Origin of the sequence: Enterobacter sp. 118C5 (genome assembly GCF_034107645.1) — a bacterium.
Classification (GTDB): Bacteria; Pseudomonadota; Gammaproteobacteria; order Enterobacterales; family Enterobacteriaceae; genus Enterobacter; species Enterobacter nematophilus.
In genome coordinates this window covers 783,220-810,184 of sequence record NZ_JAWNEU010000001.1, presented here as the reverse complement: position 1 = coordinate 810,184, position 26,965 = coordinate 783,220, and the positions used below count along the sequence as shown (strand labels likewise).

Annotated in this window: 22 protein-coding genes; 17 read left to right on the top strand and 5 right to left on the bottom strand. The window is 59.5% G+C overall.

Annotated elements, in window-relative coordinates:
• Positions 1–20 precede the first annotated feature (20 nt).
• The 3 genes from dcp to UTO39_RS03765 all read left to right on the top strand — a co-directional run bounded on the left by dcp (position 21) and on the right by UTO39_RS03765 (position 5,648).
• Positions 21–2,054 (top strand): peptidyl-dipeptidase Dcp, encoded by a 2,034-nt coding sequence (dcp, locus tag UTO39_RS03775; protein WP_320726516.1) that lies wholly within the window; start codon positions 21–23, stop codon positions 2,052–2,054.
• A 409-nt stretch (positions 2,055–2,463) separates the two neighbouring features.
• Positions 2,464–4,011, top strand: a complete 1,548-nt coding sequence (locus tag UTO39_RS03770) for a methyl-accepting chemotaxis protein (protein WP_320726515.1) — start codon at positions 2,464–2,466, stop codon at positions 4,009–4,011.
• A gap of 428 nt (positions 4,012–4,439) precedes the next feature.
• Positions 4,440–5,648, top strand: coding sequence for an MFS transporter (locus UTO39_RS03765; protein WP_320726514.1), 1,209 nt, complete (start codon positions 4,440–4,442; stop codon positions 5,646–5,648).
• A 19-nt stretch (positions 5,649–5,667) separates the two neighbouring features.
• On the opposite strand, the gene UTO39_RS03760 is transcribed toward UTO39_RS03765, so the two are convergent.
• On the bottom strand, positions 5,668–6,657 hold the full coding sequence (locus UTO39_RS03760; RefSeq protein ID WP_116340177.1) for a 2-hydroxyacid dehydrogenase: 990 nt from the start codon (positions 6,655–6,657) through the stop codon (positions 5,668–5,670).
• Positions 6,658–6,867: 210 nt separating this feature from the next.
• Here UTO39_RS03760 and UTO39_RS03755 point away from each other — a divergent pair, with 210 nt between their 5' ends.
• The 3 genes from UTO39_RS03755 to UTO39_RS03745 are packed head-to-tail and all read left to right on the top strand — an operon-like array spanning position 6,868 to position 10,014.
• On the top strand, positions 6,868–9,507 hold the full coding sequence (locus UTO39_RS03755; protein WP_320726513.1) for a YdbH family protein: 2,640 nt from the start codon (positions 6,868–6,870) through the stop codon (positions 9,505–9,507).
• Entirely contained in the window at positions 9,504–9,689 is a 186-nt protein-coding gene (locus tag UTO39_RS03750) for a YnbE family lipoprotein (protein WP_028013019.1), read from the top strand. The genes UTO39_RS03755 and UTO39_RS03750 overlap by 4 nt, the downstream gene beginning before the upstream one ends.
• Positions 9,690–9,696: 7 nt before the next feature.
• Positions 9,697–10,014: a YdbL family protein gene (locus UTO39_RS03745; RefSeq protein WP_320726512.1), complete on the top strand. Its 318-nt coding sequence runs from the start codon at positions 9,697–9,699 to the stop codon at positions 10,012–10,014.
• Here UTO39_RS03745 and feaR read toward each other — a convergent pair whose 3' ends face one another.
• A complete protein-coding gene (gene feaR / locus UTO39_RS03740) occupies positions 10,015–10,923 on the bottom strand; it encodes a transcriptional regulator FeaR (protein ID WP_320726656.1) in 909 nt (302 codons plus the stop codon). It abuts the gene before it with no gap.
• A gap of 241 nt (positions 10,924–11,164) precedes the next feature.
• On the opposite strand from feaR, the gene UTO39_RS03735 reads away from it, so the two are divergent.
• Positions 11,165–12,664 (top strand): aldehyde dehydrogenase family protein, encoded by a 1,500-nt coding sequence (locus UTO39_RS03735; RefSeq protein WP_320726511.1) that lies wholly within the window; start codon positions 11,165–11,167, stop codon positions 12,662–12,664.
• Between the two features lie 99 nt (positions 12,665–12,763).
• On the opposite strand, the gene UTO39_RS03730 is transcribed toward UTO39_RS03735, so the two are convergent.
• From UTO39_RS03730 to paaZ, 3 genes are all read right to left on the bottom strand, one after another.
• A complete protein-coding gene (locus UTO39_RS03730) occupies positions 12,764–13,870 on the bottom strand; it encodes a membrane-associated sensor domain-containing protein (RefSeq protein WP_320726510.1) in 1,107 nt (368 codons plus the stop codon).
• Positions 13,871–13,988: 118 nt separating this feature from the next.
• Positions 13,989–16,262: a primary-amine oxidase gene (gene tynA / locus UTO39_RS03725; RefSeq protein WP_320726509.1), complete on the bottom strand. Its 2,274-nt coding sequence runs from the start codon at positions 16,260–16,262 to the stop codon at positions 13,989–13,991.
• A 195-nt stretch (positions 16,263–16,457) separates the two neighbouring features.
• Positions 16,458–18,500 (bottom strand): phenylacetic acid degradation bifunctional protein PaaZ, encoded by a 2,043-nt coding sequence (paaZ, locus tag UTO39_RS03720; protein WP_320726508.1) that lies wholly within the window; start codon positions 18,498–18,500, stop codon positions 16,458–16,460.
• A 285-nt stretch (positions 18,501–18,785) separates the two neighbouring features.
• Here paaZ and paaA point away from each other — a divergent pair, with 285 nt between their 5' ends.
• The 10 genes from paaA to pcaF are packed head-to-tail and all read left to right on the top strand — an operon-like array spanning position 18,786 to position 26,952.
• A complete protein-coding gene (paaA, locus tag UTO39_RS03715) occupies positions 18,786–19,715 on the top strand; it encodes a 1,2-phenylacetyl-CoA epoxidase subunit PaaA (protein ID WP_061098322.1) in 930 nt (309 codons plus the stop codon).
• Positions 19,716–19,727: 12 nt separating this feature from the next.
• The gene (paaB, locus tag UTO39_RS03710; protein WP_003857353.1) at positions 19,728–20,015 is read left to right on the top strand and encodes a 1,2-phenylacetyl-CoA epoxidase subunit PaaB; all 288 of its coding nucleotides are present in this window, start codon (positions 19,728–19,730) and stop codon (positions 20,013–20,015) included.
• 8 nt (positions 20,016–20,023) lie between these two features.
• Entirely contained in the window at positions 20,024–20,770 is a 747-nt protein-coding gene (gene paaC / locus UTO39_RS03705) for a 1,2-phenylacetyl-CoA epoxidase subunit PaaC (RefSeq protein WP_320726507.1), read from the top strand.
• An 11-nt stretch (positions 20,771–20,781) separates the two neighbouring features.
• Entirely contained in the window at positions 20,782–21,279 is a 498-nt protein-coding gene (paaD, locus tag UTO39_RS03700; protein ID WP_320726506.1) for a 1,2-phenylacetyl-CoA epoxidase subunit PaaD, read from the top strand.
• 7 nt (positions 21,280–21,286) lie between these two features.
• On the top strand, positions 21,287–22,357 hold the full coding sequence (gene paaE / locus UTO39_RS03695) for a 1,2-phenylacetyl-CoA epoxidase subunit PaaE (protein ID WP_320726505.1): 1,071 nt from the start codon (positions 21,287–21,289) through the stop codon (positions 22,355–22,357).
• Positions 22,354–23,121: a 2,3-dehydroadipyl-CoA hydratase PaaF gene (paaF, locus tag UTO39_RS03690; RefSeq protein ID WP_320726504.1), complete on the top strand. Its 768-nt coding sequence runs from the start codon at positions 22,354–22,356 to the stop codon at positions 23,119–23,121. The genes paaE and paaF overlap by 4 nt, the downstream gene beginning before the upstream one ends.
• Entirely contained in the window at positions 23,121–23,909 is a 789-nt protein-coding gene (paaG, locus tag UTO39_RS03685; RefSeq protein ID WP_320726655.1) for a 2-(1,2-epoxy-1,2-dihydrophenyl)acetyl-CoA isomerase PaaG, read from the top strand. The genes paaF and paaG overlap by 1 nt, the downstream gene beginning before the upstream one ends.
• 1 nt (position 23,910) lies before the next feature.
• Positions 23,911–25,335 (top strand): 3-hydroxyacyl-CoA dehydrogenase PaaH, encoded by a 1,425-nt coding sequence (gene paaH, locus UTO39_RS03680; protein ID WP_320726503.1) that lies wholly within the window; start codon positions 23,911–23,913, stop codon positions 25,333–25,335.
• On the top strand, positions 25,325–25,747 hold the full coding sequence (gene paaI / locus UTO39_RS03675) for a hydroxyphenylacetyl-CoA thioesterase PaaI (RefSeq protein ID WP_253541848.1): 423 nt from the start codon (positions 25,325–25,327) through the stop codon (positions 25,745–25,747). The genes paaH and paaI overlap by 11 nt, the downstream gene beginning before the upstream one ends.
• Positions 25,747–26,952 carry a 3-oxoadipyl-CoA thiolase gene (pcaF, locus tag UTO39_RS03670; protein ID WP_320726502.1) on the top strand — a complete coding sequence of 402 codons (1,206 nt, stop codon included), beginning with the start codon at positions 25,747–25,749 and terminating at the stop codon, positions 26,950–26,952. Before paaI ends, pcaF begins: the two co-directional genes overlap by 1 nt.
• The last annotated feature ends 13 nt before the right edge of the window (positions 26,953–26,965 follow it).

Below are 26,965 nucleotides of genomic sequence, written 5' to 3'. Positions count from 1 at the left end.
TCCGTTCTGAGGAGTGAAAGATGACGGCCAACAACCCCTTTTTTGACATCAGCCTGCTGCCTTACCAGGCCCCCCATTTTGATACCATCAAAGACGAGCACTATCGTCCGGCCTTCGATGAAGCGCTTCGCCAGAAGCGGGCGGACATAGACGCGATAGTTTATCAAACCGCTGCGCCTGACTTCACTAACACCGTGCTGGCGCTGGAGAAAAGCGGCGTTATGCTCGCGCGCGTCAGCAGCGTTTTCTTCGCCATGACCTCCGCGCACACCAATGCCTACCTGCAGGAGCTGGAGGAGCAGTTCTCCACCGAACTTGCCGCGCTGGCGAACGACATCTGGCTGAACGACACCCTTTTCGCCCGCGTCGAGAGCGTCTGGCAGGACCGCGCCGCGCTGGATGCCGAATCCCGTCGGCTGGTCGAGGAGACGTACCAGCGCTTTATTCTGGCCGGCGCGCGCCTGAATGAAGCGGAAAAAGCCGAGCTGAAGGCGCTGAATACCGAGGCCGCGTCCCTGACCAGCCAGTTTAACCAGCGTCTGCTGGCCGCCAACAACGCGGGCGGGCTGGTGGTGGATTACGCGCACCAGCTTGAAGGCCTCAGCGCAGAAGAGATCGCTGCCGCGGCGCAGGCCGCCGCGGAAAAAGGGCTGAACGACCGCTGGCTGATCCCGCTCCTGAACACGACACAGCAGCCTGCGCTAGCCGCGCTGCGCAACCGGCAGACGCGCGAAAACCTGTTCAACGCCGGCTGGACGCGCACCCAGAAAGGGGATGAAAACGACACCCGCGCATTGATCCTGCGTCTTACGGCGCTGCGCGCGCGGCAGGCACGTCTGCTGGGCTTTGAGGATTACGCCAGCTGGAGCATCGCCGACCAGATGGCGAAAACTCCCGACGCCGCGCTGGCCTTTATGCGCGGAATTGTGCCCGCCGCGCGTGCCCGTGCAGAGCGCGAGCAGGCCGATATTCAGAAGGTCATTGATGACGAGCAGGGTGGGTTCACCGCGCAGGCCTGGGACTGGGCCTTTTATGCCGAGCGCGTGCGCCAGGCGAAATACGCCCTCGATGAATCGCAGATTCGACCCTATTTTGCGCTCAATACCGTATTGCAGGATGGCGTATTCTGGGCGGCCAGCCAGCTGTTTGGCATCCGTTTTGTGGAGCGTTTCGATATTCCGGTTTATCACCCTGACGTCCGCGTATGGGAAATTTTTGACCACACCGGTGAGGGCATGGCGCTGTTTTACGGTGACTTCTTTGCCCGCGATTCCAAGCAGGGCGGTGCCTGGATGGGCAATTTCATCGAGCAGTCCTTCGAATTTGCTGCCCGCCCGGTGATCTACAACGTCTGCAACTACCAAAAGCCGGGTAACGGAGGCGTCGCGCTTCTCTCCTGGGATGACGTGATAACCTTGTTCCACGAGTTTGGCCATACCCTGCACGGTCTGTTTGCCAGCCAGCGCTTCGCCACGCTGTCCGGTACCAATACGCCGCGTGATTTCGTTGAATTCCCGTCGCAAATCAACGAGCACTGGGCCAGCCATCCTCAGGTGTTCAGCCACTATGCCCGTCACTACGAAACCGGTGAACCGATGCCGGACGCGCTGCGGGAAAGCATGCTCAACGCGACCCATTTCAACAAGGGTTATGACATGACGGAGCTGCTGAGTGCGGCGCTGCTGGACATGAACTGGCACGGCATCAGCGAGGCCGTGTCGAGCGTTGAAGAATTCGAAGCCGCGGCGTTGAAAAAAGAGGGTCTGGATCTGCCCGCCGTGCCGCCGCGTTACCGCAGCAGCTACTTTGCCCATATTTTTGGCGGCGGCTACGCGGCGGGGTACTATGCCTACCTGTGGACGCAAATGCTGGCGGACGATGGCTATCAGTGGTTCGTGGAGCAGGGCGGCTTAACCCGCGAGAACGGGCAGAAATTCCGTGAGGCTATTTTGTCTCGTGGCAACAGCGCTGATTTAGCCGAACTTTATCGTAGCTGGCGCGGACACGATCCGAAGATTGAACCGATGCTGGAGAATCGCGGGTTGAGCGCATAGCGTCACTTTTAGCTACGAAGAGAACCGGGCCTCGCGCCCGGTTTTTTTATAGGTCTGAAAGTCCTTAAGTGGTCAAAAAAAGAACGAAAATTTACATTTATTAATGCTTTGAAATGCATTTACATTAAATGTGCTTAATTTTAGGTGCTTTTTCGAATCTCAAATTTATAATTCTCGCAACTTAATTTAATTATTTATACTGATTGAAGTACGGCCGTTAATTGCATATAAGAATCATCGCAAAAAGAGGGTTAATATATTTTTATTGCAGCCTAAAGTATTAATTTCCTCTGCCGATTAGCATGGGTGTGGTCGTGGTGGAAACCTATTTCCATTACCCACAAAAAATAAGCCGTTATTAAAATTCATCTCCAGAAGATGAACCTATGCTAATTATTAAGGAAGAGTCATGTTTAAAAATCTCAACATCGGCACCCGGCTTACCATAGCATTTGGCGCAATTGTGGTTTTAATGTCCGTCGTCTGCGGGTTGCTCTATTTGAGCTTTGACAGAGTGACGGCCGTCAGCAAGCTCAACGTTCATAGCTATAAAGTGGTCGATAACCTTCGCTCCGTAACCGAAAACCTGATCAACATGGAAACCGGCATTCGCGGTTTTGCGCTCACCGGCAATCAGGACGTTCTTCAACCCTTCACGCAGGGGGATGAGAGGTTTAAAAGCAAAGTTGATGAAATTACCGGGCTTACGCGTGATAACCCGTCGCAGCAGCAAAAATTAACCACCCTCTCCAGGCTTGAAGAAGAATGGAAAAGGTCATTTGCGCTGCCGTTAATCCAGCGAAGAGAGAGGATATCCCGCGGGGGCGAAGATATGGATGCGTTCATCAGTAGCCTGGAGCGTAATACCGGAAAAGAGCAAATGGACGCTATGCGGGGCGTTATTCAGCAAGCGCTGAACGACGAATACAGCATTATGGCTGAACGTCAAACCCGACTGGCTGAAGAACGCTTCCGTACGCGCATGATGATAATCCTGGGAATGATTGCGGCGGTTGTCACCGCGCTGCTGACGGGCACACTGCTGTCGCGCAGTATTCTCCGACCGCTAAAGCAGGCCCTGAATACGGCGAACACCATTGCCGCCGGCGATCTCACCTCAACCATACGTATTACCCGGATGGATGAAACCGGCACGCTGCTTGCGGCTCTGGACAACATGCAGACCCAGTTGAAAACCCTTGTCACTGAAATCAAAGAGGCCGCGACGTCGGTGGATCTGGCTGCCGGGGAGATCGAGCAGGGCAATATGGAGTTATCGTCTCGTACCGAGGAGCAGGCAGCGGCGCTGCAGCAGACTGCCGCCAGCATGGAGCAGCTGACGATGACCGTTCGGAACAATACCGAGGTCGCTGAGCATACGGCAACGTCAGCAAGAAAGACGGAAGCACTGGCACGCGAAGGTGAGTCTGCCGTGGGCGAAATGAGCGAAACGATGCAGAATATCTCGGCTAACGCGCTGAAGATAAAGGAAATCACCAACGTTATAGAAGGGATAGCTTTCCAGACTAATATTCTGGCGCTGAATGCGGCGGTCGAGGCTGCACGTGCCGGTGAGCATGGTCGCGGCTTCGCCGTGGTGGCGACGGAAGTCAGAAATCTCGCTCAGCGCAGCGCAACGGCTTCTAAAGAAATTGGGGCGCTGATTGAGCATGCCGTTGAGGATGTCGATAACGGTGTGTCGGTGGCATCCAGAACGGCAGAGACGATTTTGCGGGCCGCGAGCAACGTGGCTACGCTGGCAGAAACCATGGACAGTCTTTCAATGGCTTCGGTTGAGCAAATGCAGGGCATCATGCAAATCAGCGCTGCCGTCACCCAGATGGATGGCGTGACGCAGGGTAATGCGGCGCTCGTTGAGCAGTCCGCTGCGGCATCGCAGGCGCTGACCGAGCAGTCCAGGGCACTGAAGCAGATGACGGAAAACTTTGCTATTTGAGCGGCAAAGCATAATGAAAAGGTAAAGCTCCGGCGTTTTAAACGCGAATTTTAATCAAACCAGCAACGAGGGCGCCTTAATAAAAAAGGGGCGTCCTCGTGAATAATGAAGAAAATAGCCGATCGCCAGTGACAATATAAAAATACTGACTACGATTTCGTAAAACGAAAAATTTAAAAGGAGTTTCTGATGGCGATTGCTGTGGTGACGGTTTTACTTTTACTGCTGATGTTCCCGGCGGCTATTCACATTTTGCTACAGCTCGTCGGAGGCTGGTGTGACGCGTAGCCTCCCTGGTTAATCCGGTCTTTTGGTCCGTCATCTGATTTTCAAAAAGCAGCGCTAGGCTACATTTTTAATTTTATTGTACGATCGTCTGGACGCGGGTCATTGCGAAACGCGAGCCGGATAATTCACAGGCAGGAAGTATGTCTCTTCGTTCGCTGCGGGCGTTATGCCTGACAAGTTTTTTCATTGCGGATGTCCGTGATGGCCTTGGTCCTTTTCTCGGTATCTTTCTCACTGAGCGACACTGGACCCCCGATGATATCGGCTTACTGATGACGGCCGGAGGGCTGGCGGGGTTACTGGCCACATTGCCGGCGGGGGTTATTACCGACACCTCCAGCAACAAACGCGCCTTGCTGGCGCTGCTCTGCATTTTGATCACCCTGAGCACGCTGCTGCTCTGGTTTAGCCAGCAGACCAGCGTTGTCGCCGTCTCGCAAATGGTCACCGGCATCTGCGCGGCGTTTGTCGGGCCTCTCGTCGCCGGGATTACGCTAGGCCTGACCGGCCAGCGCGGGTTTAGCGCGCAGATGGGCAAAAATGAGGCGTTCAATCACGGCGGCAATTTTGTCACCGCAGTGATAGCAGGCGGCATTGCCTGGTACTGGGGCGTCGGGGGGATTTTCCTGCTGATGACCTTCACGACGCTGCTGACGCTCTGCGCGCTGCTTGCCATCCGGAACGGGGATATTGATAACGATGCGGCGCGAGGGCTTTCATCTTCAGGTAACGTTCCTGTCCCCGGCTTCGCGGTGTTAATTAAAAACCGGGCGCTGTTTGTGACCGGGCTGACGCTGCTGCTGTTCCACCTGGCGAACGCCGCACTGCTGCCGATGCTGAGCATGAGGGTGGCCGCGGCACCCGCCTCGATCAACCCTGGCCTGTTCGCGGCAGGCACCGTTATCATCTCGCAGGCGGTGATGATCCCCGTTGCCATCTGGGTTGCAGGCCGAATAGAACGTTACGGCTACTGGCGCCTGATTATGCTGGCTCTGCTGGTTATGCCGGTGCGCGCGGCGCTGGCAGCAATGACGGACGCGCCGCTGATGATGATCCCGGTACAAATTCTCGACGGACTGGCCGCCGGGATCCTGGGGGTCGTGGTACCGTCGTTTATCGTGGTGCTATTGCGCGGGAGCGGGCACGTCAATGCCGGGCAGAGTGTGGTGATGCTGATGCAGGGGGTAGGGGCATCCATGAGCCCGGCGTTAACCGGCACGATTGCCGGTCATTACTCCTTTGCGGCGGCATTCAGCGTGCTGAGCGCGATTGCGCTGGCGGCCGTCCTGCTCTGGTGGCGCTTCGCACACCGGACCTGGGAAACAGACAGCATGCCGGGTGGGGCATAGCCGCCACCCGGGGTCACGCTTAGACCAGTTCGTTAGGGCAGGTTTCACCCTTTTCCAGCTGCTGCAGGTTACCCAACGTGGTTTCCGAAATGCTGATCAGCGCTTCGGCAGTCAGAAACGCCTGGTGGCCGGTAAACAGGACGTTATGGCAGGCAGACAGACGGCGGAACACGTCGTCCTGGATCACATCGTTAGACTTGTCTTCAAAGAACAGATCGCGCTCGTTCTCATACACGTCCATCCCCAGTGCGCCAATTTTCTGCGTTTTCAGCGCTTCGATAGCAGCCTGAGAGTCAACCAGTCCGCCGCGGCTGGTGTTGATGATCATTACGCCGTCTTTCATCTGGTCAAACGCCGCCTGGTTAAGCAGGTGGTAGTTTTCCGGGGTCAGCGGGCAGTGCAGGGATATCACGTCAGACTGCGAGAACAGGGTCGCCAGGTCAACGTACTCTACGCCCAGCTCCAGCGCCGCGGCGCTCGGGTACGGATCGAATGCCAGCAGGCGCATGCCGAAGCCTTTCAGAATGCGCAGGGCGGCGACGCCGATTTTACCGGTTCCGATCACGCCCGCGGTTTTGCCGTACATGGTAAAGCCGGTCAGCCCTTCCAGAGAGAAGTTGGCGTCACGGGTGCGCTGATAAGCGCGGTGAATACGACGGTTCAGCGACATCATCATGCCAATAGCGTGTTCCGCAACCGCCTCCGGTGAGTATGCCGGGACGCGCACCACTCTCAGACCCAGCTCTTTCGCCGCGTCGAGATCCACGTTGTTGAAGCCGGCGCAGCGCAGGGCGATATACTTCACCCCCTGCTTTTTCAACTCTTCCAGCACCGGACGACTGCCGTCATCGTTAACAAAAATGCAGACGCCTTCACAGCCGTGCGCCGTTTTGGCGGTTTTTTCGGACAGCAGAAAGTCGAAAAATTCAAGCTCAAACCCGTAAGCTTCGTTAACATGTTGCAGATACTTTTTGTCGTACTGCTTTGTGCTATATACCGCGAGTTTCATAAGACTTTCTCCAGTGATTTTGCATTCACGTTAGCATGATTAAAATTATCTTACAATTTATAAAATATTATTGAATTCAATAAGTTCTATCAATTATTCTAGAGCATCTATCCTTAAAAATGGCATTTCCTTCAACTGAATGGCTAAACATGCGACAATATTCGGCATTGCCGGCTTAATTCTTTCGAAAAATCAGGATATTAACTGCCCATGAAGGGTAAATACAAAGCCGCCATTGCGGTTTTACTGCTGTTGATTTTGGTGCCGCTGACGCTGCTGATGACGCTCGCCCAGTGGGTGCCGACGCTCGCCGGGATCTGGCTCCCCGTTGGAACGCGTATCGCTTTCGAAGAGAGCCCCAAACTCACACGTCACGCGCTGGTGATCCCCGATCTCCGCTATCTGGTTGAAGAGTGCGAGATTGCCCGCATCGATAACGTGACGCTGTCACATCCGAGCCGCTGGAAGCTGGATATCGGCTCGCTGGATCTTAACGCCGTCTGTCTGAGCAAGATTCCCCAGTCTGCGCCCTCAACCGTCGCCCCAAAAACGCTGGCCCAGTGGCAGGCGGTGTTACCGAACACCTGGCTCACCATTCACCGTCTGACGCTCTCGCCCTGGCAGCAGTGGCAGGGCGAGCTTAATGCGTCGCTGACGCCATCCGTTCAGGAGATCGCCTATAAAGGCGAGCAGGTCAGCATCAAAGGCACGCTTCGCGGCCAGACGCTCTCGGTCAGCCAGTTTGATGTTCAGCTCCCTGACCAGCCGCAGCCGATTAAGCTGGTGGGCGAGTTCACTTTGCCGCTGGTGCCGGACGGCGTGCCGGTGAAAGGCCACGCGGTCGCGACCTTTAACGTGCCACAGCTCACGTCGCTGGTCGATGCCGATCTGGACTGGGAAGACAATCAGGGACAGCTGGTGGTGATGGCGCGGGATAACCCTGAACCGCTGCTCGATCTGCCGTGGCAGATCACGGCGGAACAGCTGAACATCAGCGACGGACGCTGGAACTGGGGTCTTTCGGGTATGCCGCTGAGCGGCCGGGTTTCCCTTCGCGCCGACAACTGGCAGCAGGGGCTGGAGAAAACCACCCTGACCGGACGGCTGAATGTGCTTACGCGCGGTGACGCAGGGAAAGGCAACGCGGTACTGAATATTGGGCCGGGCAGGCTCAGCATGGAAAACAGCGACATGCCCCTGCATCTGAGCGGCGAGGCGAAGCAAAACGATCTCATTCTTTACGCCAAATTGCCGGCAAAACTCACCGGCAGCCTGTATGAACCGCAGCTGGCCTTTGCGCCGGGCGCGCTGCTTCGCTCGCGCGGGCGCATTATTGACTCGCTTGATATCGATGAAATCCGCTGGCCTCTGGCGGGCGTGAAGCTCACCCAAAAGGGCGTGGACGGTCGTCTGCAGGCTATTTTGCGCGCCCATGAAAACGAGATGGGCGATTTTGAACTCCATCTGGACGGGCAGGCCAACGACTTTTTACCCGATAACGGCCTGTGGCAGTGGCGCTACTGGGGCAAAGGGCGTTTTACGCCGATGAATGCCCGCTGGGATGTCGCCGGGAAAGGCGAGTGGCGCGACAACCTCATTGAGCTGACGGCGCTCTCCACCGGTTTTGACAAGCTCCAGTACGGCACGATGGACGTCAGCAAGCCGCGCCTGGCGCTGGAGCAACCGGTGCGCTGGGTCCGGGATCCCGAAAAGCCAACCTTCAGCGGCGCGCTGTCGCTCAATGCCGGGCAAACCCGTTTCTCCGGCGGCAGCGTTTTGCCGCCGTCGGTCCTGACCTTCAGCGTCGACGGCACCGATCCGACCATTTTCCAGTTTAAGGGCAACCTGCACGCGGACGCCATCGGCCCGGTGCAGGTGAACGGTCGTTGGGATGGGGAGCGCCTTCGCGGACAGGCCTGGTGGCCAAAACAGTCGCTCACCGTCTTCCAGCCGCTGGTCCCGCCGGACTGGAAAATGACGCTGCGTGACGGGGAACTCTATGCGCAGGTTGCCTTCTCGGCGGCTCCCGATCAGGGCTTTGAGGCGGGCGGACATGGTGTACTGAAATCCGGCAGCGCCTGGATGCCGGATAACCAGATCAACGGCGTCGATTTTGTGCTGCCGTTCCGCTTCAGCGAGGGGACATGGTCCCTGGGCACGCGCGGCCCGGTCACGTTGCGCATTGGCGAAGTGGAAAACCTGGTGACCGCGCGCAACATTACCGCGGACCTGCAGGGGAATTACCCCTGGACGGAGGACAACCCGCTCCTGCTCACCAACGTTAAGGTGGAAACGCTCGGTGGGAAGATCACCATGCAGCAGCTGCGGATGCCGCAGCACGATCCGGCTCTGCTGCGCGTGGACAATATCTCCTCAAGCGAGCTGATTAGCGCCGTCAACCCGAAGCAGTTTACCCTGTCGGGCCCGGTGAGCGGGGCGCTGCCGTTCTGGCTGGACAATGAAAAATGGATCATTAAAGATGGCTGGCTGACCAACCCTGGGCCAATGACGCTGCGCATCGACAAAGATACGGCAGACGCCATCGTGAAGGATAATATGGTCGCGGGCGCGGCGATTAACTGGCTCCGCTATATGGAAATCTCGCGGTCGTGGACGAAAATCAATTTAGATAATCTGGGTGAATTAACCATGCAGGCGACCATCAAGGGGACCAGCCGCGTGGACGGCAAAAGCAGCTCCGTCAATCTGAACTATACCCATGACGAGAATGTCTTTACCCTCTGGCGCAGCCTGCGTTTTGGAGACAACCTGCAAACCTGGTTTGAGCAACACGCGGCGATTCCCGGTCTCCGCAGTTCGACCGGCAAGGAAAGTGAGGAACAACAATGAAAAAGATGGCTGGTGCGCTCACCGTTGCCGCGCTACTGACCGGCTGTACGCCGCGCATTGAAGTCGCTGCGCCAAAGGAGCCGATTACCATCAATATGAATGTCAAAATCGAACACGAAATCCACATTAAGGTCGATAAAGACGTTGAAGCCCTGCTGAAATCGCGCAGCGATCTGTTCTGAGGACGCCATGAAACGAGTAGCTTTGATTTTACTGGCTCTGGGGATGAACGCGCAGGCGGCTGCCCTGACCTTAAACGATGCCCGCGCGCAGGGGCGCGTGGGGGAAACCCTGAGCGGTTACCTGGCCCCGATCCAACAGGATGCCGAAACGCTGGCGCTGGTGAATCGCATTAACGCGGCGCGCACGGAGAGCTACCAGAAGCTGGCCGACAGCAACAATTTGCCGGTTGATGAAGTGGCGAAAATGGCGGGGCAAAAGCTGGTTGCCCGCGCGCAGCCTGGCGAGTACGTGAAGGGCATTAACGGTAAGTGGCTGAAAAAGTAGCTAGCGGTAGCGCTTGCGGTATTCCCCCGGCGAGACGCCAAAGCGCTGCTTAAACGCCGTTGAAAAGTGGCTATGGTCGGTGAATCCCCAGCTGTAGCCAATGCCCGCCAGCTTTTCATCATCGCCGGTTGACTGCAATTCCTGCGCGCAGAGATCCAGACGACGGTTTTTAATGTACTGCGCTACCACCAGCCCCTTTTCGGCAAACATGCGGTAGAGGCTGCGCACGGACATTCCGCTCTCGGCGGCAATCCATTCCGGGCGCAGCGATTCAGACTGAATATGGTTGTCAATCAGCGCCACCACGTGCTGAAACTGACGCTCCTTGCGCGGCTGGGTCACGTCGCGCTGCTGGAACGCGGGGCGCAGCAGGCAGACCATCGCCTCAAGCGCCGCTTCACTCTCCCGGTCGCTCAGGTCGGGGTTGTTCATACTCTCCATCAGCAGGCGATGGCTCAGCTGTACCGTGGGCAACGTGCGGGAAAGGGCGAGCGCGCAGCTTATCTCCTGAAAGCGGCACTGCTGCTCGATAATCTGACGGGGAACCAGCAGCGAAATCTGGCGGGACTTTTCCTGCCAGTTGATCGAGCAGGGACGGGAGGCGTCAATCAGCGTGATATCCCCGGTTCTGAGCACCGCGCGCCGCGCATCCTGCTCAACTTGCGCGCTGCCTTCAAGCTGGAACACGGTATAGAACCACGCATCGTTACTCTGTGCGATCTCCTGACGGGAGCGGAACAGGTTAACGCCGCCTGCGGTGACGGTACTGAGCTTCAGGCTGCGCGCGTAGCTGGTCTCCAGTTCGCCGAAGAATTTGCCTTCGGTGGGCTGGGCGTTAAAACGCCCGCAAACCTGGTTAATTTGCGCCAGCCACTGCTGATACTGTTCCTGCTCGCTTGCACACGCCATCGTTTCTCTCGCTGCACCGTCAACGTTTTCGCATTGTTGCATTTGTGTTGCATTTTGTCTGAGCTATGAGGCTGACTATAGGAAAGAACACTCACCGGTAACAGCGATATAAGCGGCGATTATCGTGATTTGCGGCACCTGTCACAGGTGGCAAAGCGAATGTCACAGAGACAAAAGCGAGAATGCAAAACCCCACTTAGACTGGATGAACACCCTGCGAAGAATAACGAAGGAGTATCCTATGTCTGAATCATCGGTGGCTATTCTGCCTGCCGTGCAGCAGTTTTTAGACCGACACCACGGCCTGTGGATTGAAGGGCGTCAGGCCGCGTCGGACAGCGAAAAGCGGCTAAACGTCTACAACCCGGCCACGGGCGAGGTGATTGCCTCGACAGCCGATGCCAGCGTCGATGACGTTGACCGGGCCGTCATGTCCGGCTGGCGTGCCTTTGTTACCCGCTGCTGGGCCGGAAAATTACCGGCGGAGCGCGAGCGGATCCTGCTCCATTTCGCCGATCTGGTCGAACAGCACGGCGAGGAGCTGGCCCAGCTTGAAACGCTGGAGCAGGGCAAATCAATTAACATTTCACGGGCTTTTGAAGTCGGCTGCACCCTTAACTGGATGCGCTATACCGCCGGGCTGACCACCAAAATAGCGGGCAAAACCCTCGACCTTTCCATCCCGCTGCCGCAGGGCGCGCGCTATCAGGCGTGGACGCGTAAGGAGCCGGTTGGCGTGGTGGCCGGGATTGTGCCGTGGAACTTCCCGCTGATGATTGGAATGTGGAAAGTGATGCCTGCGCTGGCCGCGGGCTGCTCAATTGTCATCAAGCCTTCAGAAACCACGCCGCTGACCCTGCTGCGCGTGGCGGAGCTGGCCAGCGAAGCGGGCATCCCGGACGGGGTATTCAACGTGGTGACCGGGAGCGGCGCGGTGTGTGGCGCAGCGCTAACCTCGCACTCGCATATCGCGAAGGTGAGCTTTACCGGCTCAACGGCGACGGGTAAGCAAATTGCCCGCGCGGCGGCGGACACGCTAACCGGGGTGACTCTGGAGCTGGGCGGGAAAAACCCGGCCATCGTGCTGAAGGATGCGGACCCCGCGTGGGTGATAGAAGGATTAATGACCGGCAGCTTCCTGAACCAGGGGCAGGTGTGCGCGGCGAGCTCGCGCATCTACATTGAAGCCCCGCTGTTTGACACGCTGGTGAGCGGGTTCGAACAGGCGGTGAAATCCCTGAGCGTCGGGCCGGGCATGTCGCCGGAGGCGTTTATCAACCCGCTGGTGTCGCGCGCGCACTGCGATAAGGTGCAGACCTTCCTCGACGAGGCGACGTCGCGCAACGCGGAGCTGATCGTCGGTAACCGCGGTCCGGAGGGCAAAGGCTATTACGTCTCGCCTACGCTGGTGGTGAACCCGGATGCCGCGCTGCGGTTAACCCGTGAAGAGGTGTTTGGTCCGGTGGTCAACCTGGTGCGGGTATCCGACGGAGAAGAGGCGCTCCAGCTGGCAAACGACACCGAATATGGCCTGACGGCCAGCGTCTGGACGCAGAACATCAGCAAGGCGCTGGAGTATACCGACAGGCTGCAGGCGGGCACCGTCTGGGTGAACAGCCATACGCTGATTGACGCCAACCTGCCGTTCGGCGGGATGAAGCAGTCCGGTACAGGACGCGACTTTGGCCCGGACTGGCTGGACGGCTGGTGCGAAACCAAGTCGGTTTGCGTGCGCTACTAGTAAAAGCAAAAGGCAACCGGGAGGTTGCCTTTTTAGTGTTTGTTCCCTCTCCTGTGGGAGAGGGTCAGGGTTAGGGCATCAGGCCGCACCCGGCTTTATTCAAAGCGACCACCGATCCCGCCCGGCCTCCTTCGCCCGATACAGCGCCGCATCGGCGCGGGCGATGATCTCGGTGCCGGCTAAGCCCTCGACCATACCCGCAATCCCCATGCTGACGGTGACACGATCGCTGACGTCTGACGCGCTGTGCGGTATCGACTCCGCGCGCAGGCCATCCTGAATGCGTACCGCAACTTTTTCCGCGATATTTTCCGGACAGTTAAACAGGATCACCACAAACTCCTCGCCGCCGTAGCGTGACACCACGTCGTCGGGCGTTCGCACCGACTGCTTCAGCACCCGCGCCACGCGCGTCAGACAGTCGTCACCCGCCTGGTGACCGTAGGTGTCGTTGTAGCGTTTGAAATAGTCGATATCCAGCATAATCAGCGAGAACGGTTTCTTCTGCTCAACCGCGTTCTCCAGCACCACTTCCATCTTCCGGCGGTTGGCGGTTGTGGTTAACGGATCCTGATGCGCCAGCGCATCCAGTCGTGAGATCAGCAGCTGGTTTTGCTGGTTACGTCGCCAGGCCTCGTCAAACCAGCTTAACAGGATGAAACGCCCGCAGATCAGGATCAACGAAAAGACGCTCCAGATGATAACGAAGTGAAGATTAAGGCCATCATTCAGTACCCAGCTGGCAATCGGCAGGGTTATCCAGAGCGGGAGCACGAAGGCGAGCAGCCCCTGAGGGTAAAAGTAGAGCGCCGTTAACCCTGCGAGTAATAAAATGACGCACAGCGGCCAGACGTGAGGCAGCAGTAAATCGGTGATAAACCAGAAGGAGGATATCGACCAGATAGCGCTACAGATAAACAGCACCACGCTGATACCGGCTATGCGCCGCCAGGCCATAAGGATCAGCGCAGCCGAAAGGATAATAATGCCGAGCATCGACGCGTCGACCATTTTCATCATATGCGGCAAGTGGGGATAAAGCGGATCGCTGGCGTTAAGCAGGACGTGTCGCAGCAGAATCATCACGGCGAAGCTGATGTTGACGAAGGCCAGCCAGGGCAGGTTCATCGCCAGCCCGTGCATAACCATGGCGTGGCGCGTAGGCCAGGTTGCCCGTTCCAGCGTCGGTTTTTTTCTTTTTTCCATAAAATCCTTTCCCGTCCGGGGGATAAATCATTCAGGTGAGATATCAGTAACTATAAGCAAGCCAGGACGATCCTCAAACGCTGGGGTAAAAAAAACCGGGCTTTTGCCCGGCAGGTGGTTATTTTTCGTCTTTTTTCTTCCCAAGCGTTGGCGTCTCGTCGAAGAAGTTCCACGGTTTAAGCAGGGTGTGCACCCATTCCGTCGGCATGATCGGCCACTCTTCCGCGCGCGCCACGTGGGTGGTGCCGGTGGTCATCCAGACCACGTCATCCTGGTCGTTCAGCGATTCGTTATCCTTGCTGTACTGACCGAGGCCCGTGTCGTGGATGGAGCGGTTCGGGAATTTCCCTTCCGGATACAGCTCATCCGGGTGGTAACGCGTCACCCACAGCTGTTTATCCATAAAGCTCAGGCGATGGTAAATCCACTCGTCCGGGGCAAATTTCGCGCCGGTCGCTACCGGATGAGTACCGCCCGCGTAAGGGATAATCTGGTACGAGACCGGGTTGCCCATGCGGTTCTCTTTGCTGGTGTTGCTCAACAGGCGGATGGTGCCCGGGTCAAACTTCTGCGCCGCCTGCTGTTCGGTATCAATATCGTACTGATTGACCTGCATGGTGCTGGTGCGCGGGCCGCCTGCGGTATTCGGCTTCACCTCCGGATCCATCGCCACCAGCTTGTTGTTGATGCCGTCCACGTCCATATCAAGACGGAAGTTATAGATGTGCTGATGGGTGGTGCCCACGATGTTATGGTCGATCAGCGTGCCGTACTTTGTGTCGTCTTTGGCGGTGGCGTCATGCATGGTTTTCGCCTGAACGCCTTTCACCGCTTCAATACCCGTCGCGCCGGCATCAATACCGATGGTGCCGTTTTCATGGAACACCCAGTCGAAGATGTAATCGTAGTTGCCCACGGTACTCACCCAGCGCACCACCAGCTCGCGACGCTCGGCGCTGACGTTCGGCTTGCCCATCTCCTGATGTTTATATTCCGGCCCCGCGTAGCGTTCGAAAATGGCGATCGCGCGCGGGATCTCCATCGGCGTGCCGGTGTAATCCGGGATGGTTTCGTTGAGCATCACGGCGTTGGACGGCACGTCCTTACCGCGCACCAAAGGCGAGGTCAGGGTGCCCATGCCGTAGTCGCCGGAGTCGAGATAAGCCTTGAAGTACCAGCCCACGTCCGGATCGCCGTAAGGGACAATCATGCCGCCGAGCGATCCCTGATACATCACCTGACGCTTTTTGCCGTTGTCGTTATACGTGACGGTTGAAATCATCGGGCCGACGCGGGAGTCCAGGCTCAGGTGGAAATCCCAGTTCTGCCAGTGCACCATGTCGCCGGTTATGGTGTAGTTCTTGCCTTCCGGCTCAATGATGTCGAGCGGTTTTTTCAGCGTCTCTATGCGGTCGCGGCCGTCATAGGGACGCGGGGTCAGGGGAACCGGCACAACGGCACCTTCTTCAATCTTCTGGATTTTCTTTTGCTCCAGATCGACCACGGCCACGAGGTTCTCGATCGGGTGCGCCCAGTAGTTGCCGTCGCCGACGTCCAGATAGCTCACCACCTTCAGCAGGCGGTCTTCCTGCTTCAGGCCGTCTTTACCGTCGAAGTAGCCGACGGTCAGCGGCGTGGTAATCACTTTTTTCGGGTCGGTGATGCCGCGTTTTTTAAGCACCTCGGCAAACTCCGTGCTCTCGTTGATAATCTGCTGCACCGCGGTGAAATCATCCAGCAACACCATGCCGTGCGCGTCTTTTACCGCTTCCCGGCGCAGGATTTTTTTATCCTTCAGATCCACCACGCTTTCGATGACGTGCTTGCCGTCGAGCATGACGATTTTCGCCTGACGAGGGGCATCCAGTGCCGTACCGTTGAGGACGAAGTCCCACACTTTGGCTTTCTCTGGTTCCGCAAGGGCGATCTGGGTAAAACGGGTATTGGGTTTAAAATCCGCAGAGGCTTTCACAATCTCGACGGCCTGCTTAATTTCGTCCGCAGTCAGCGCGTTTAGCGGGTGAGGGCGTTTTTCAACCTGGAAGGTCTGGTCAAGACCAGACTGGAAAACGTCGTTGATGAAGGTCTCTGAGATAAAGGCTTTTTTGCCCTTCATCACTACCGGCACCTCAAGCTTGAGGGTTTGACCGTTGACGATGGCCGTCTTTGCGCCCGGTTTGACCTTCACAAAGGCACCGTCCTTCGCAATGGTGAACATCTGTGCGTAATCATCCCACTGCACGTCCGCGCCAAAGTCCTGCAGCGTTTTGTCCATCGGGACCATATGCGCCTCGCTGCCGTGGGCGAAAACAGGGGATTGCCAGGCGCAACACAGCGCAACGGCCATGGCCAGTGCCGTTCTACGGGCAGAAAAAGAAGAATTGCTTCCCATCGTAGACCTCATCTTGTTGTGTTTATTGTGTTGTGACAGCCTTATCCTGACAGGCGCCTGAGAAAAGCGTTTGCCTGCATCTGCCAGGTTATTTGTTGGTCTTGCCAGGTTAAAAAAAGAGCGGGGATGAATCACAGGGTCGTGCAGATCAATCCCCTCTCCCCGTTGGGGAGAGGGTCAGGGTGAGGGGTGACTTTAGCTGAAATCACCCCGCTGGCGCGCCACCAGCGTAAGAATGGAGTAGAGCGCCACGGCCTGCTGGTGCTGATTGAAAATCTCAACCGCCCATTCCACCACGCCGGTTGGTTTTTCCTCGGCGGTACGCTGTTTCTTCAGCGTTTTGCGCTTGCAGGTCAGACGCACCTGGATGGTGTCGCCCGGCTTAACCGGCTCGATAAAGCGCAGGTTTTCCATGCCGTAGTTGGCAATCACCGGCCCGACGCCTGCATCAACGAACAGTCCCGCCGCGGCGGAGATCAGGAAGTAGCCGTGGACCACGCGCTCGCCAAAGATCGACTCTGCCGCACCGATCTTGTCCATATGGGCATAGAAGTGGTCCCCGCTCAGGCAGGCAAAGTTCACGATGTCCGCCTCCGTCAGCGTGCGGCGCGGCGTCAGCAGGCTGTCGCCCGGCTGCAGCTCCTCAAAGTATTTACGGAACGGATGGACGCGATCTTCCTGCACCGCCGCGCCGCGCACCCACTGTTTGCCGATGGCGGCCAGCATCGACGGGCTACCCTGAATCGCGGTGCGCTGCAGGTAGTGCTTCACCGCGCGCAGGCCGCCCAGCTCTTCGCCGCCGCCCGCGCGGCCAGGGCCGCCGTGCACCAGCTGAGGCAGCGGGGAGCCGTGGCCGGTAGACTCTTTTGATGATTCCTCGTTAAGGATTTGAACACGCCCGTGGGCGCGGGCCGCGCCGGCGATAAACTGGCGGGCAAGGGTCAAATCTGCGGTGACCAGCGTCCCCGCCAGGCTGCCGCCGCCCGCGCGGGCAAGCTGCATGGCGTGGTCTGCGCTGCGATACGGCATCAGCGTGGCGACCGGGCCGAAGGCTTCGGTATCGTGCACCGCCGGGGTTTCATCCGGCTGCGGGCAGAACAGCAGGGTTGGCGGGAAGAACGCCCCCGCGGCCTGTAGATCCACTTTGCCGCCCAGGCGGATCTGGCAGCCTGCGGCGACCAGCCGATCGACTTTCTCCTGCACGTCCGCGCGCTGCTCGGCGTTGACCAGCGCCCCCATCTTCACCCCTTCCTGCGCCGGGTCGCCAACGACGACCTTTTCCAGACGGGCAATCAGCGCCTGGCTGACGGCATCAACCTGGCTTTGCGGGACGATAATCCGGCGAATGGCGGTACATTTCTGCCCGGCCTTGGCGGTCATTTCGCGGACCACCTCCCGAATGAACAGGGCAAACTCAGGCTGCTCCGGCGTTACGTCTTCACCCAGCACGCAGCAGTTCAGGGAGTCGGCTTCCATAGTGAACGGTATCGAATTCGCCACAATATTCGGGTGCACGCGCAGGCTTTGCCCGGTGCTGGCGGAGCCGGTAAAGGTCACCACGTCCTGGCCGTCGAGCTGGTCGAGCAAATCCCCCGCGCTGCCGCAAATGAGGCTGATGGCGCCGTCCGGCACCAGTCCGCTGTCCACGATGGATTTGACCATCGCCTGCGTCACCTGCGCGGTAGCGGTGGCGGGCTTGATGATGGCGGGCATCCCGGCAAGCCAGGTCGGCGCGAGTTTTTCCAGCATCCCCCAGCAGGGGAAGTTAAAGGCGTTGATATGCACCGCTACGCCGGACTTAGAGGTCAGGACGTGGCGCGCCGCAAAGCCGCCTTCTTTCGAGAGGGGAATAAGCTCATCTTCCGGCCACAGCGTGTCGTCCGGCAGCTCGCGGCTGCCCAGGCTGGCGTAAGTGAAGAGGGTGCCGATGCCGCCCTCAATATCGACCCAGCTGTCCGCCTTCGTCGCGCCCGTCTGGGCGGACAGGGCATAAAACGTCTCTTTTTCGCCGAGCAGGTGTTTCGCCACCGCTTTCAGCATGGCGGCACGTTCGATAAAGGTCATGGCGCGCAATGCTTCGCCCCCATGCTCAATGGCATAGCGACGGGCGGCCGCCATGTCCAGCCCTTCGCTGGTCACTTCCCAGAGTGCTTCGCCGCTGATGGCGTGATGAATCGCGCGTTCGCGGCCCCGGCCAGACTGCCAGGTACCGGACAAGAAGCTGGCTAACTGCTGCATCGCTTATCTCCAAATGTTTCGTGATTTCACTATTAATAGTTTGATCGTGAATCATAAAAATCAAGCTGTGTTTTTAATGAATTGTTAACGTTGTGATCTGGCTGGACGAATCGCCTCGCGTGAAGGCGCTTTGCAAAAGGCTCGGAGTAAAAGCCTTGCGAGCAGTATCACAAAACCGGGAAACAATTCTTGGGGTTATATTTAACCTTTGTGTAACTTTTAAAAAACAAAGTGATTCAACATTTCGCTTTAATTTGCAAACTAACGAATCATAAAGGTGATGACGTGACGCAAGAACAACGGTTTGAGCAGCGCATAGCGCAGGAGACGGCGATTGAGCCTCAGGACTGGATGCCGGACGCCTACCGTAAAACGCTGATCCGCCAGATTGGTCAGCACGCGCACTCCGAAATTGTCGGCATGCTGCCGGAAGGGAACTGGATAGCCCGCGCGCCGACGCTGCGCCGTAAAGCCATTCTGCTGGCGAAAGTGCAGGACGAAGCCGGGCACGGGCTCTACCTCTACAGCGCGGCGGAAACGCTGGGCTGCGCGCGGGAAGACATCTACCAAAAGATGCTCGACGGCAAGATGAAATACTCCTCCATCTTTAACTACCCGACCCTGAGCTGGGCCGACATTGGCGTGATTGGCTGGCTGGTGGACGGCGCCGCCATCGTTAACCAGGTGGCGCTGTGCCGTACCTCCTACGGCCCGTATGCCCGCGCGATGGTGAAAATCTGTAAAGAAGAGAGCTTCCACCAGCGTCAGGGCTTTGAGGCCTGTATGGCGCTGGCGCAGGGCAGTGAGGCCCAGCGTCAGATGCTGCAGGACGCCATCAACCGCTTCTGGTGGCCGGCGCTGATGATGTTCGGGCCGAACGACGACAACTCGCCGAACAGCGCCCGCAGCCTGGCCTGGAAAATCAAACGCTTCGGTAACGACGAGCTGCGCCAGCGCTTTGTAGACAACACGGTGCCACAGGTGGAGATGCTCGGCATGACGGTGCCGGATCCGGACCTGCGTTTTGATGAAGAGAGCGGCCACTACCGCTTCGGCGAGATCGACTGGCAGGAGTTTGACGAGGTCATTAACGGGCGCGGCATCTGTAACCACGAACGTCTGGCCGCGAAACGCAAGGCCTGGGATGACGGGGCTTGGGTGCGCGAAGCCGCGCTGGCGCACGCCGAAAAACAACGTACCCGTCAGGCCGCATAAGAGGAAATAACCATGAGCAATGTCTACTGGCCGCTGTACGAAGTGTTCGTACGCAGCAAACAAGGGTTATCGCACCGTCACGTGGGCAGCCTGCATGCCGCCGACGATCGCATGGCGCTGGAAAATGCGCGCGATGCCTACACCCGCCGCAGCGAAGGCTGTTCTATCTGGGTGGTTAAGGCGAGCGAGATTGTTGCCTCTCAGCCGGAAGAGAGCGGCGAGTTCTTCGACCCGGCGGAAAGCAAGGTTTACCGCCATCCGACGTTCTACACCATCCCTGACGGCATCGAGCATATGTGAGGCAAAGAATGAACTCAGTGACTGCCTATGCCCTGCGTCTGGGCGACAACGGTCTGGTGCTCTCCCAGCGTCTCGGCGCCTGGTGCGGCCATGCGCCGGAGCTGGAAATTGACCTCGCGCTCGCCAATATCGGCCTCGACCTGCTGGGGCAGGCGCGCAATTTCCTGACCTATGCCGCGCAATCAGAAGGTCAGGGCGATGAAGACACGCTGGCGTTTGGCCGCGACGAACGCCAGTTCCGCAACGTCCTGCTGGTGGAGCAGCCGAACGGCAGCTTCGCCGACACCATTGCCCGCCAGTACCTGATGGACGCCTGGAACGTGGCGCTGTACGAACGTCTGACTCAGAGCAGCGATAGCCAGCTTGCAGCCATTGCCGCCAAAGCCATTAAAGAGGCGCGCTACCACCTGCGCTTCAGCCGCGGCTGGCTGGTGCGGCTGGGCGACGGGACCGACACGTCCGCGCAAAAAATGCAGCAGGCCATCGACAGCCTGTGGCGTTTTACGGCGGAGCTGTTTGAAGCGGATGAGGTCGAGCTGGCCCTGATTGACTCCGGCGTGGCGGTTGACCCGCGCCTCCTGCGCCAGCCGTGGGAAAGCGAAGTGTTTGCTGGTCTGAAAGAAGCCTGCCTGCAGGTTCCCGCAGAGGTGGCGTACCGCACCGGGGGCAAAAAGGGGCTCCATACCGAACATCTGGGCCCGATGCTGGCGGAAATGCAGTATCTCCAGCGCGCGTATCCCGGTCAGCAGTGGTAAAGGAGAACGCTATGCAACGCCTCGTCGACATCGCGCCTGCGCAAATACCTGAGATCTGGTCGCTGTTAAGCCATATCCCCGATCCGGAAGTGCCGGTATTAACCATCACCGATTTAGGCATGGTGCGCAGCGTGAAGGCGCAGGGGGAGGGCTGGGTCATTGGCTTCACGCCAACCTACTCGGGCTGTCCGGCAACGGAGCACCTGCTGGGGGCGATCCGCGACGCGATGACCAGGCGCGGCTTTACCCCGGTGCACATTGTGCTCCAGCTTGAACCGGCCTGGACCACCGACTGGATGACCGCCGACGCGCGCGAACGCCTGCGGGCGTACGGCATCAGCCCGCCCGTGGGCCATAGCTGCCACGCGCACGCCCCGGCAGAGGTGAGCTGCCCGCGCTGCGCCAGCACCGACACCTCCCTTATCAGTGAATTCGGTTCGACGGCCTGCAAAGCGCTCTACCGCTGCAATACCTGCCGCGAGCCCTTCGACTATTTCAAATGTATTTGAGGCTGCCATGACAACGTTTCATTCATTAACAGTGGCAAAAGTGGAACCTGAAACCCGCGACGCAGTGACCATCACCTTCGCGGTGCCGCAGGCGTTGCAGGAGGCCTACCGCTTCCGCCCCGGCCAGCACCTGACCCTGAAAACGACGCTGGGTGAGGACGAGCTGCGCCGCTGCTACTCCATCTGCCGCAGCTCCGCGCCGGGTGAGATCAGCGTGGCGGTTAAAGCCATCGACGGCGGGCGCTTTTCCCGCTATGCCCGGGATGAGATCAAAGCGGGCATGGCGCTGGAGGTGATGGTTCCTCAGGGACAGTTTGGCTACCAGCCGCAGGCTGACCGTGAAGGCCACTACCTGGCGATTGCGGCAGGCTCCGGGATCACCCCGATGCTGGCGATTATCTCCGCCACGCTGGCGACCGAACCCAACAGCCATTTCACCCTGATCTACGGCAACCGCAGCAGCCAGAGCATGATGTTCCGCCGGGCGCTGGCGGACCTGAAGGACAAATACCCGCAGCGGCTGCAGCTGCTCTCCATCTTCAGCCAGGAGCGGCTGGACAGCGACCTGCTCTTTGGCCGCATCGACGGGGAAAAGCTGCAGGCGCTGGCGAAAACCCTGATCAACTTCAGCCAGTACGACGAGGCGTTTGTCTGCGGCCCGTCGGCGATGATGGACGACGCCGAAGCGGCGCTGAAGGCGCTGGGGATGCCGGAAAAATCTATTCACCTTGAGCGCTTTAACACCCCCGGAACCACCGCTAAACGCGCGGTGCACGTACAGGCGGAAGGGCAGAAAGTGACCGTGCGCCAGGACGGGCGCGACCGTGAAATCACCCTGATGGCGGACGACGAAAGCATTCTTGATGCCGCCCTGCGCCAGGGGGCGGATCTCCCTTACGCCTGCAAGGGCGGCGTGTGCGCCACCTGCAAATGCAAAGTGCTGCGAGGCAAGGTGGGCATGGCAACCAACTACAGCCTGGAGCCGGACGAGCTGGCCGCCGGATACGTGCTGAGCTGTCAGTCGCTGCCGTTGACCGCCGACGTGATTGTCGACTTCGACGCGAAGGGGATGGCATGAGCGAACTGATTGTTACCCGTCATGACCGCGTGCTGCAGCTGACGCTGAACCGTCCGGCGGCGCGCAACGCCCTCAACAATGCGCTGCTGGCGCAGCTTGCCGAGCAGCTTGAGGCCGCGGCTGTGGATGCCGACATCGCCGTCTGCGTAATTTACGGCAGCGAGCGCTGCTTTGCCGCCGGGGCCGATCTCAACGAAATGGCGGAGAAAGACCTGCCCGCCACCCTGAACGATATCCGCCCGCAGCTGTGGGCGCGCATTAACGCGTTCAGCAAACCGCTGATCGCCGCCGTGAACGGCTTCGCGCTGGGCGCAGGCTGCGAGCTGGCGCTGCTGTGCGACGTGGTCATTGCGGGCGACAACGCCCGTTTCGGCCTGCCGGAAATCACGCTGGGCATTATGCCCGGCGCGGGCGGCACCCAGCGTCTTATCCGCAGCGTCGGTAAATCCCTTGCCAGCAAAATGGTGCTGACCGGCGAGAGCCTCTCCGCGCAGCAGGCGCTGAATGCCGGGCTGGTCAGCGATGTTTTCCCCGCAGCGCTGACGCTGGAGTATGCCCTGAAGCAGGCGGCGCTGATGGCGCGCCACTCGCCGCTGGCCCTGCAGGCGGCGAAGCAGGCGCTGCGCCAGTCTCAGGAGGTGCCGCTCCAGGCCGGGCTCGCGCAGGAGCGCCAGCTGTTTACGCTGCTTTCCGCCACCGAAGACCGCCGGGAAGGGATCGACGCCTTCTTACAAAAACGCACCCCCGACTTTAAAGGACGCTAATAGTGGAATTTATTCTCAGTCACGTAGAACAGGGCGTAATGACCATTACGCTGAACCGTCCGGAGCGTCTGAACAGCTTTAACGACGTGATGCACCAGCAGCTTGCCGAGTGCCTGAAGCAGGCCGAGCGCGATGACGCCGTTCGCTGCCTGCTGCTCACCGGGGCGGGACGCGGCTTCTGCGCCGGTCAGGATCTGAACGACCGCAACGTCGACCCCAACGGCCCGGCGCCAGATCTGGGGATGTCCGTTGAAACCTTCTATAACCCGCTGGTGCGCCGCCTGGCAAAGCTGCCGAAGCCGGTGATATGCGCGATCAACGGCGTGGCGGCGGGTGCCGGTGCCACGCTGGCGCTCGGGTGCGACATGGTGATTGCCGCCCGATCGGCCAACTTCGTGATGGCCTTCAGCAAGCTCGGCCTGGTGCCGGACTGCGGCGGTACCTGGCTGCTGCCGCGCGTGGCGGGACGCGCCCGCGCCATGGGGCTGGCGCTGCTCGGCGACAAGCTCAGCGCCGAACAGGCGCAGGCGTGGGGGATGATCTGGCAGGTGGTGGACGACGACCAGCTCTCCGCCACCGCGCAGCAGATGGCGCTGCATTTTGCGTCTCAACCGACCTTCGGCCTGGGGCTGATCAAGCAGGCGATCAACGCCGCGGAAACCAACACCCTGGACGCCCAGCTCGATCTGGAGCGCGACTATCAGCGTCTGGCCGGACGCAGCGACGACTACCGCGAGGGCGTCAGCGCCTTCCTCGCGAAGCGCGCGCCGAACTTTACGGGGAAATAAGATGCTGAACATACGGACTGTCGCCGTGATTGGCAGCGGCACGATGGGCGCCGGGATTGCCGAAGTGGCGGCCAGCCACGGGCATCAGGTGCTGCTCTACGACATCTCCAGTGATGCGATATCCCGCGCCTTCGACGGGATCCGCCAGCGTCTGGCTTCGCGAGTGACGCGTGGAAAACTCTCCGCCGATGCCGGGAGCCAGATCCTCGCCCGGCTGCTTCCGGTTACGGATATCACCGCGCTCTCCGCCGCCGATCTGGTGATTGAAGCGGCCTCCGAGCGGCTGGAGGTGAAAAAGGCGCTGTTTGCGCAGCTGGCTGAAATCTGCCCGCCGCAGACGGTGCTGACCAGCAATACCTCTTCCATCTCCGTCACGGCGATTGCCGCGGACATCCACCATCCGGAACGCGTCGCCGGGCTGCACTTCTTTAACCCGGCGCCGGTAATGAAGCTGGTGGAGGTGGTGAGCGGGCTGGCGACCTCCCCGGAAGTGGCCGACGCGCTGTGCGAGCTGGCGCTGAACTGGGGCAAACAGCCCGTGCGCTGCCAGTCAACGCCGGGGTTCATCGTCAACCGCGTCGCGCGTCCGTTCTATTCCGAGGCCTGGCGCGCGCTGGAAGAGCAGGTGGCTGCGCCGGAGGTAATTGACGCCGCCCTGCGTGAAGGCGGCGGTTTCCCGATGGGACCGCTGGAGCTGACCGACATGATCGGTCAGGACGTCAACTTTGCGGTGACCTGCTCGGTATTTAACGCCTTCTGGCAGGAGCGTCGTTTTCTGCCCTCGCTGGTGCAGCAGGAGCTGGTGCTGGCGGGAAGGCTGGGCAAAAAGAGCGGGAAGGGCGTTTACGACTGGCAGGGTGACAGGCCCGGGGTGCGCTGGGCTGATGCCGTAAATGACAGCTACAGCCTGATGCGCGTGGAAAAAAGACGTGACGGCGTCACCGAAATTGATGATGTGTACCTGATCGAAACGCAGGGCGAAACCGCGCAGGCTCTGGCGCTGCGGCTTAACGGCCCGGTGGTGGTGGTGGACCGTATCGAGCGCGACGTGGCGGTGATTGCCGCAGCCGCCAGCAACCCGCACACCGCAACGCAAAAGGCCATCCGCTACCTGCAGCAGCAGGGGCACCGGGTGCTGCAGATTGCCGATTATCCCGGCCTGCTGGTCTGGCGCACGGTGGCGATGATTGCCAACGAAGCGCTGGATGCCCTGCAAAAAGGAGTCGCCAGCGAGAAGGACATCGATACCGCCATGCGCCTCGGCGTCAACTACCCGAGCGGGCCAATCGCCTGGGGCGAGCGTCTGGGCTGGCAGCGCCTGCTGACGCTGCTGGAGAACCTGCAGCGCCATTACGGCGAAGAGCGCTATCGCCCCTGTTCCCTGCTGCGCCAGCGCGCGCTTCTGGAGAGTAGTTATGAGTCATAACGCCTGGCATAACGCCCGCGCCATGTATGAACGGGACGCCTGCGCGCAGGCGATGGGGATGGACATTGTCGACATGGACGACGGCTACGCGGTGGTATCCATGACCATCACCCCGCAGATGCTCAACGGCCATAAAACCTGCCACGGCGGACAGCTGTTTTCGCTGGCAGACACCGCCTTTGCCTACGCCTGCAACAGCCAGGGGCTGGCGGCGGTGGCCTCCGGCTGCTCGATTGATTTTCTGCGTCCGGGCTTTGCCGGGGATACGCTCACCGCCACCGCGCGGGTGAAGCATCAGGGCAAGCTAACCGGCGTGTACGACATTGAAATTCAGAACCAGCAACAGAAAACAGTCGCCCTTTTTCGCGGAAAATCTCACCGCATCGGCGGCAATGTGACAGGAGAGGCCTGATGCGTGACGCATTTATTTGTGATGGCGTTCGAACCCCGGTGGGGCGCTACGGCGGGGCACTTTCCGCCGTTCGGACCGACGATCTCGGCGCCGTGCCGCTGCGCGCGCTGCTGGCCCGCTATCCGCAGCTCGATCTGGAGCGGATTGATGACGTGATCTTCGGCTGCGCCAACCAGGCGGGGGAAGATAACCGCAACGTGGCGCGCATGTCGTCGCTGCTCGCCGGGCTGCCGCAGACGGTGTCCGGAACCACCATTAACCGCCTGTGCGGGTCGGGGCTGGACGCGATTGGGTTTGCGGCGCGTACCATTAAGGCGGGCGATGGCGACCTGCTGATCGCGGGCGGCGTGGAGTCGATGTCCCGCGCGCCGTTTGTGATGGGTAAAGCCACCGCCGCGTTTCAGCGTCAGGCGGAGATCTTTGATACCACCATCGGCTGGCGATTTGTGAATCCGCTCATGCATCAGCAATTCGGAACTGACAGTATGCCGGAAACGGCAGAGAATGTAGCTGAATTGTTAAATATCAGCCGTGCCGATCAGGACGCGTTCGCGCTGCGCAGCCAGCAGCGTACCGCGCAGGCGCAGCAGAACGGCATTCTGGCGCAGGAGATTGTGCCGGTGCGGGTGCCGGGCAAAAAAGGGGCGGTCACCGAGTTCAGCGAAGATGAACATCCCCGCGCGGACACCACGCTTGAGCAGCTTGCCGGGCTAAAAACGCCGTTTCGCCGGAACGGGGTGGTCACGGCGGGAAATGCCTCCGGGGTCAACGACGGCGCGGCGGCGCTGATCGTCGCCAGCGAGCAGATGGCGCTGGCGCAGGGGTTAGTCCCGCGCACGCGGATCGTGGCGATGGCGACGGCAGGCGTGGAGCCACGTCTGATGGGGCTCGGCCCGGTACCCGCCACGCGCAAGGTGCTGGAGCGCGCCGGACTCAGCATTAACGATATGGATGTGATCGAGCTTAACGAAGCTTTTGCCGCGCAGGCGCTGGGCGTGCTGCGTCAGCTGGGCCTGCCGGATGATGCCGCGCACGTCAACCCGAACGGTGGCGCGATTGCGCTGGGCCACCCGCTGGGCATGAGCGGCGCCAGGCTGGCGCTGGCCGCGAGTAATGAACTGCACCGACGCGGCGGGCGCTACGCGCTGTGTACGATGTGCATCGGTGTGGGTCAGGGCATTGCCATGATCCTTGAGCGTGTTTGATCAAATTACAATG

Excerpts from the sequence above, each read along its gene's own strand:
- UTO39_RS03755 (WP_320726513.1), top strand. The coding sequence starts at position 6,868 with ATGAAGGGTAAATACAAAGCCGCCATTGCGGTTTTACTGCTGTTGATT.
- feaR (WP_320726656.1), bottom strand. The coding sequence starts at position 10,923 with ATGGCGTGTGCAAGCGAGCAGGAACAGTATCAGCAGTGGCTGGCGCAA.
- dcp (WP_320726516.1), top strand. The coding sequence starts at position 21 with ATGACGGCCAACAACCCCTTTTTTGACATCAGCCTGCTGCCTTACCAG.
- UTO39_RS03765 (WP_320726514.1), top strand. The coding sequence starts at position 4,440 with ATGTCTCTTCGTTCGCTGCGGGCGTTATGCCTGACAAGTTTTTTCATT.
- paaD (WP_320726506.1), top strand. The coding sequence starts at position 20,782 with ATGCAACGCCTCGTCGACATCGCGCCTGCGCAAATACCTGAGATCTGG.
- pcaF (WP_320726502.1), top strand. The coding sequence starts at position 25,747 with ATGCGTGACGCATTTATTTGTGATGGCGTTCGAACCCCGGTGGGGCGC.
- tynA (WP_320726509.1), bottom strand. The coding sequence starts at position 16,262 with ATGGGAAGCAATTCTTCTTTTTCTGCCCGTAGAACGGCACTGGCCATG.
- UTO39_RS03730 (WP_320726510.1), bottom strand. The coding sequence starts at position 13,870 with ATGGAAAAAAGAAAAAAACCGACGCTGGAACGGGCAACCTGGCCTACG.
- paaE (WP_320726505.1), top strand. The coding sequence starts at position 21,287 with ATGACAACGTTTCATTCATTAACAGTGGCAAAAGTGGAACCTGAAACC.
- UTO39_RS03750 (WP_028013019.1), top strand. The coding sequence starts at position 9,504 with ATGAAAAAGATGGCTGGTGCGCTCACCGTTGCCGCGCTACTGACCGGC.
- UTO39_RS03735 (WP_320726511.1), top strand. The coding sequence starts at position 11,165 with ATGTCTGAATCATCGGTGGCTATTCTGCCTGCCGTGCAGCAGTTTTTA.
- UTO39_RS03760 (WP_116340177.1), bottom strand. The coding sequence starts at position 6,657 with ATGAAACTCGCGGTATATAGCACAAAGCAGTACGACAAAAAGTATCTG.
- UTO39_RS03745 (WP_320726512.1), top strand. The coding sequence starts at position 9,697 with ATGAAACGAGTAGCTTTGATTTTACTGGCTCTGGGGATGAACGCGCAG.
- UTO39_RS03770 (WP_320726515.1), top strand. The coding sequence starts at position 2,464 with ATGTTTAAAAATCTCAACATCGGCACCCGGCTTACCATAGCATTTGGC.
- paaH (WP_320726503.1), top strand. The coding sequence starts at position 23,911 with ATGCTGAACATACGGACTGTCGCCGTGATTGGCAGCGGCACGATGGGC.
- paaI (WP_253541848.1), top strand. The coding sequence starts at position 25,325 with ATGAGTCATAACGCCTGGCATAACGCCCGCGCCATGTATGAACGGGAC.
- paaZ (WP_320726508.1), bottom strand. The coding sequence starts at position 18,500 with ATGCAGCAGTTAGCCAGCTTCTTGTCCGGTACCTGGCAGTCTGGCCGG.
- paaF (WP_320726504.1), top strand. The coding sequence starts at position 22,354 with ATGAGCGAACTGATTGTTACCCGTCATGACCGCGTGCTGCAGCTGACG.
- paaC (WP_320726507.1), top strand. The coding sequence starts at position 20,024 with ATGAACTCAGTGACTGCCTATGCCCTGCGTCTGGGCGACAACGGTCTG.
- paaB (WP_003857353.1), top strand. The coding sequence starts at position 19,728 with ATGAGCAATGTCTACTGGCCGCTGTACGAAGTGTTCGTACGCAGCAAA.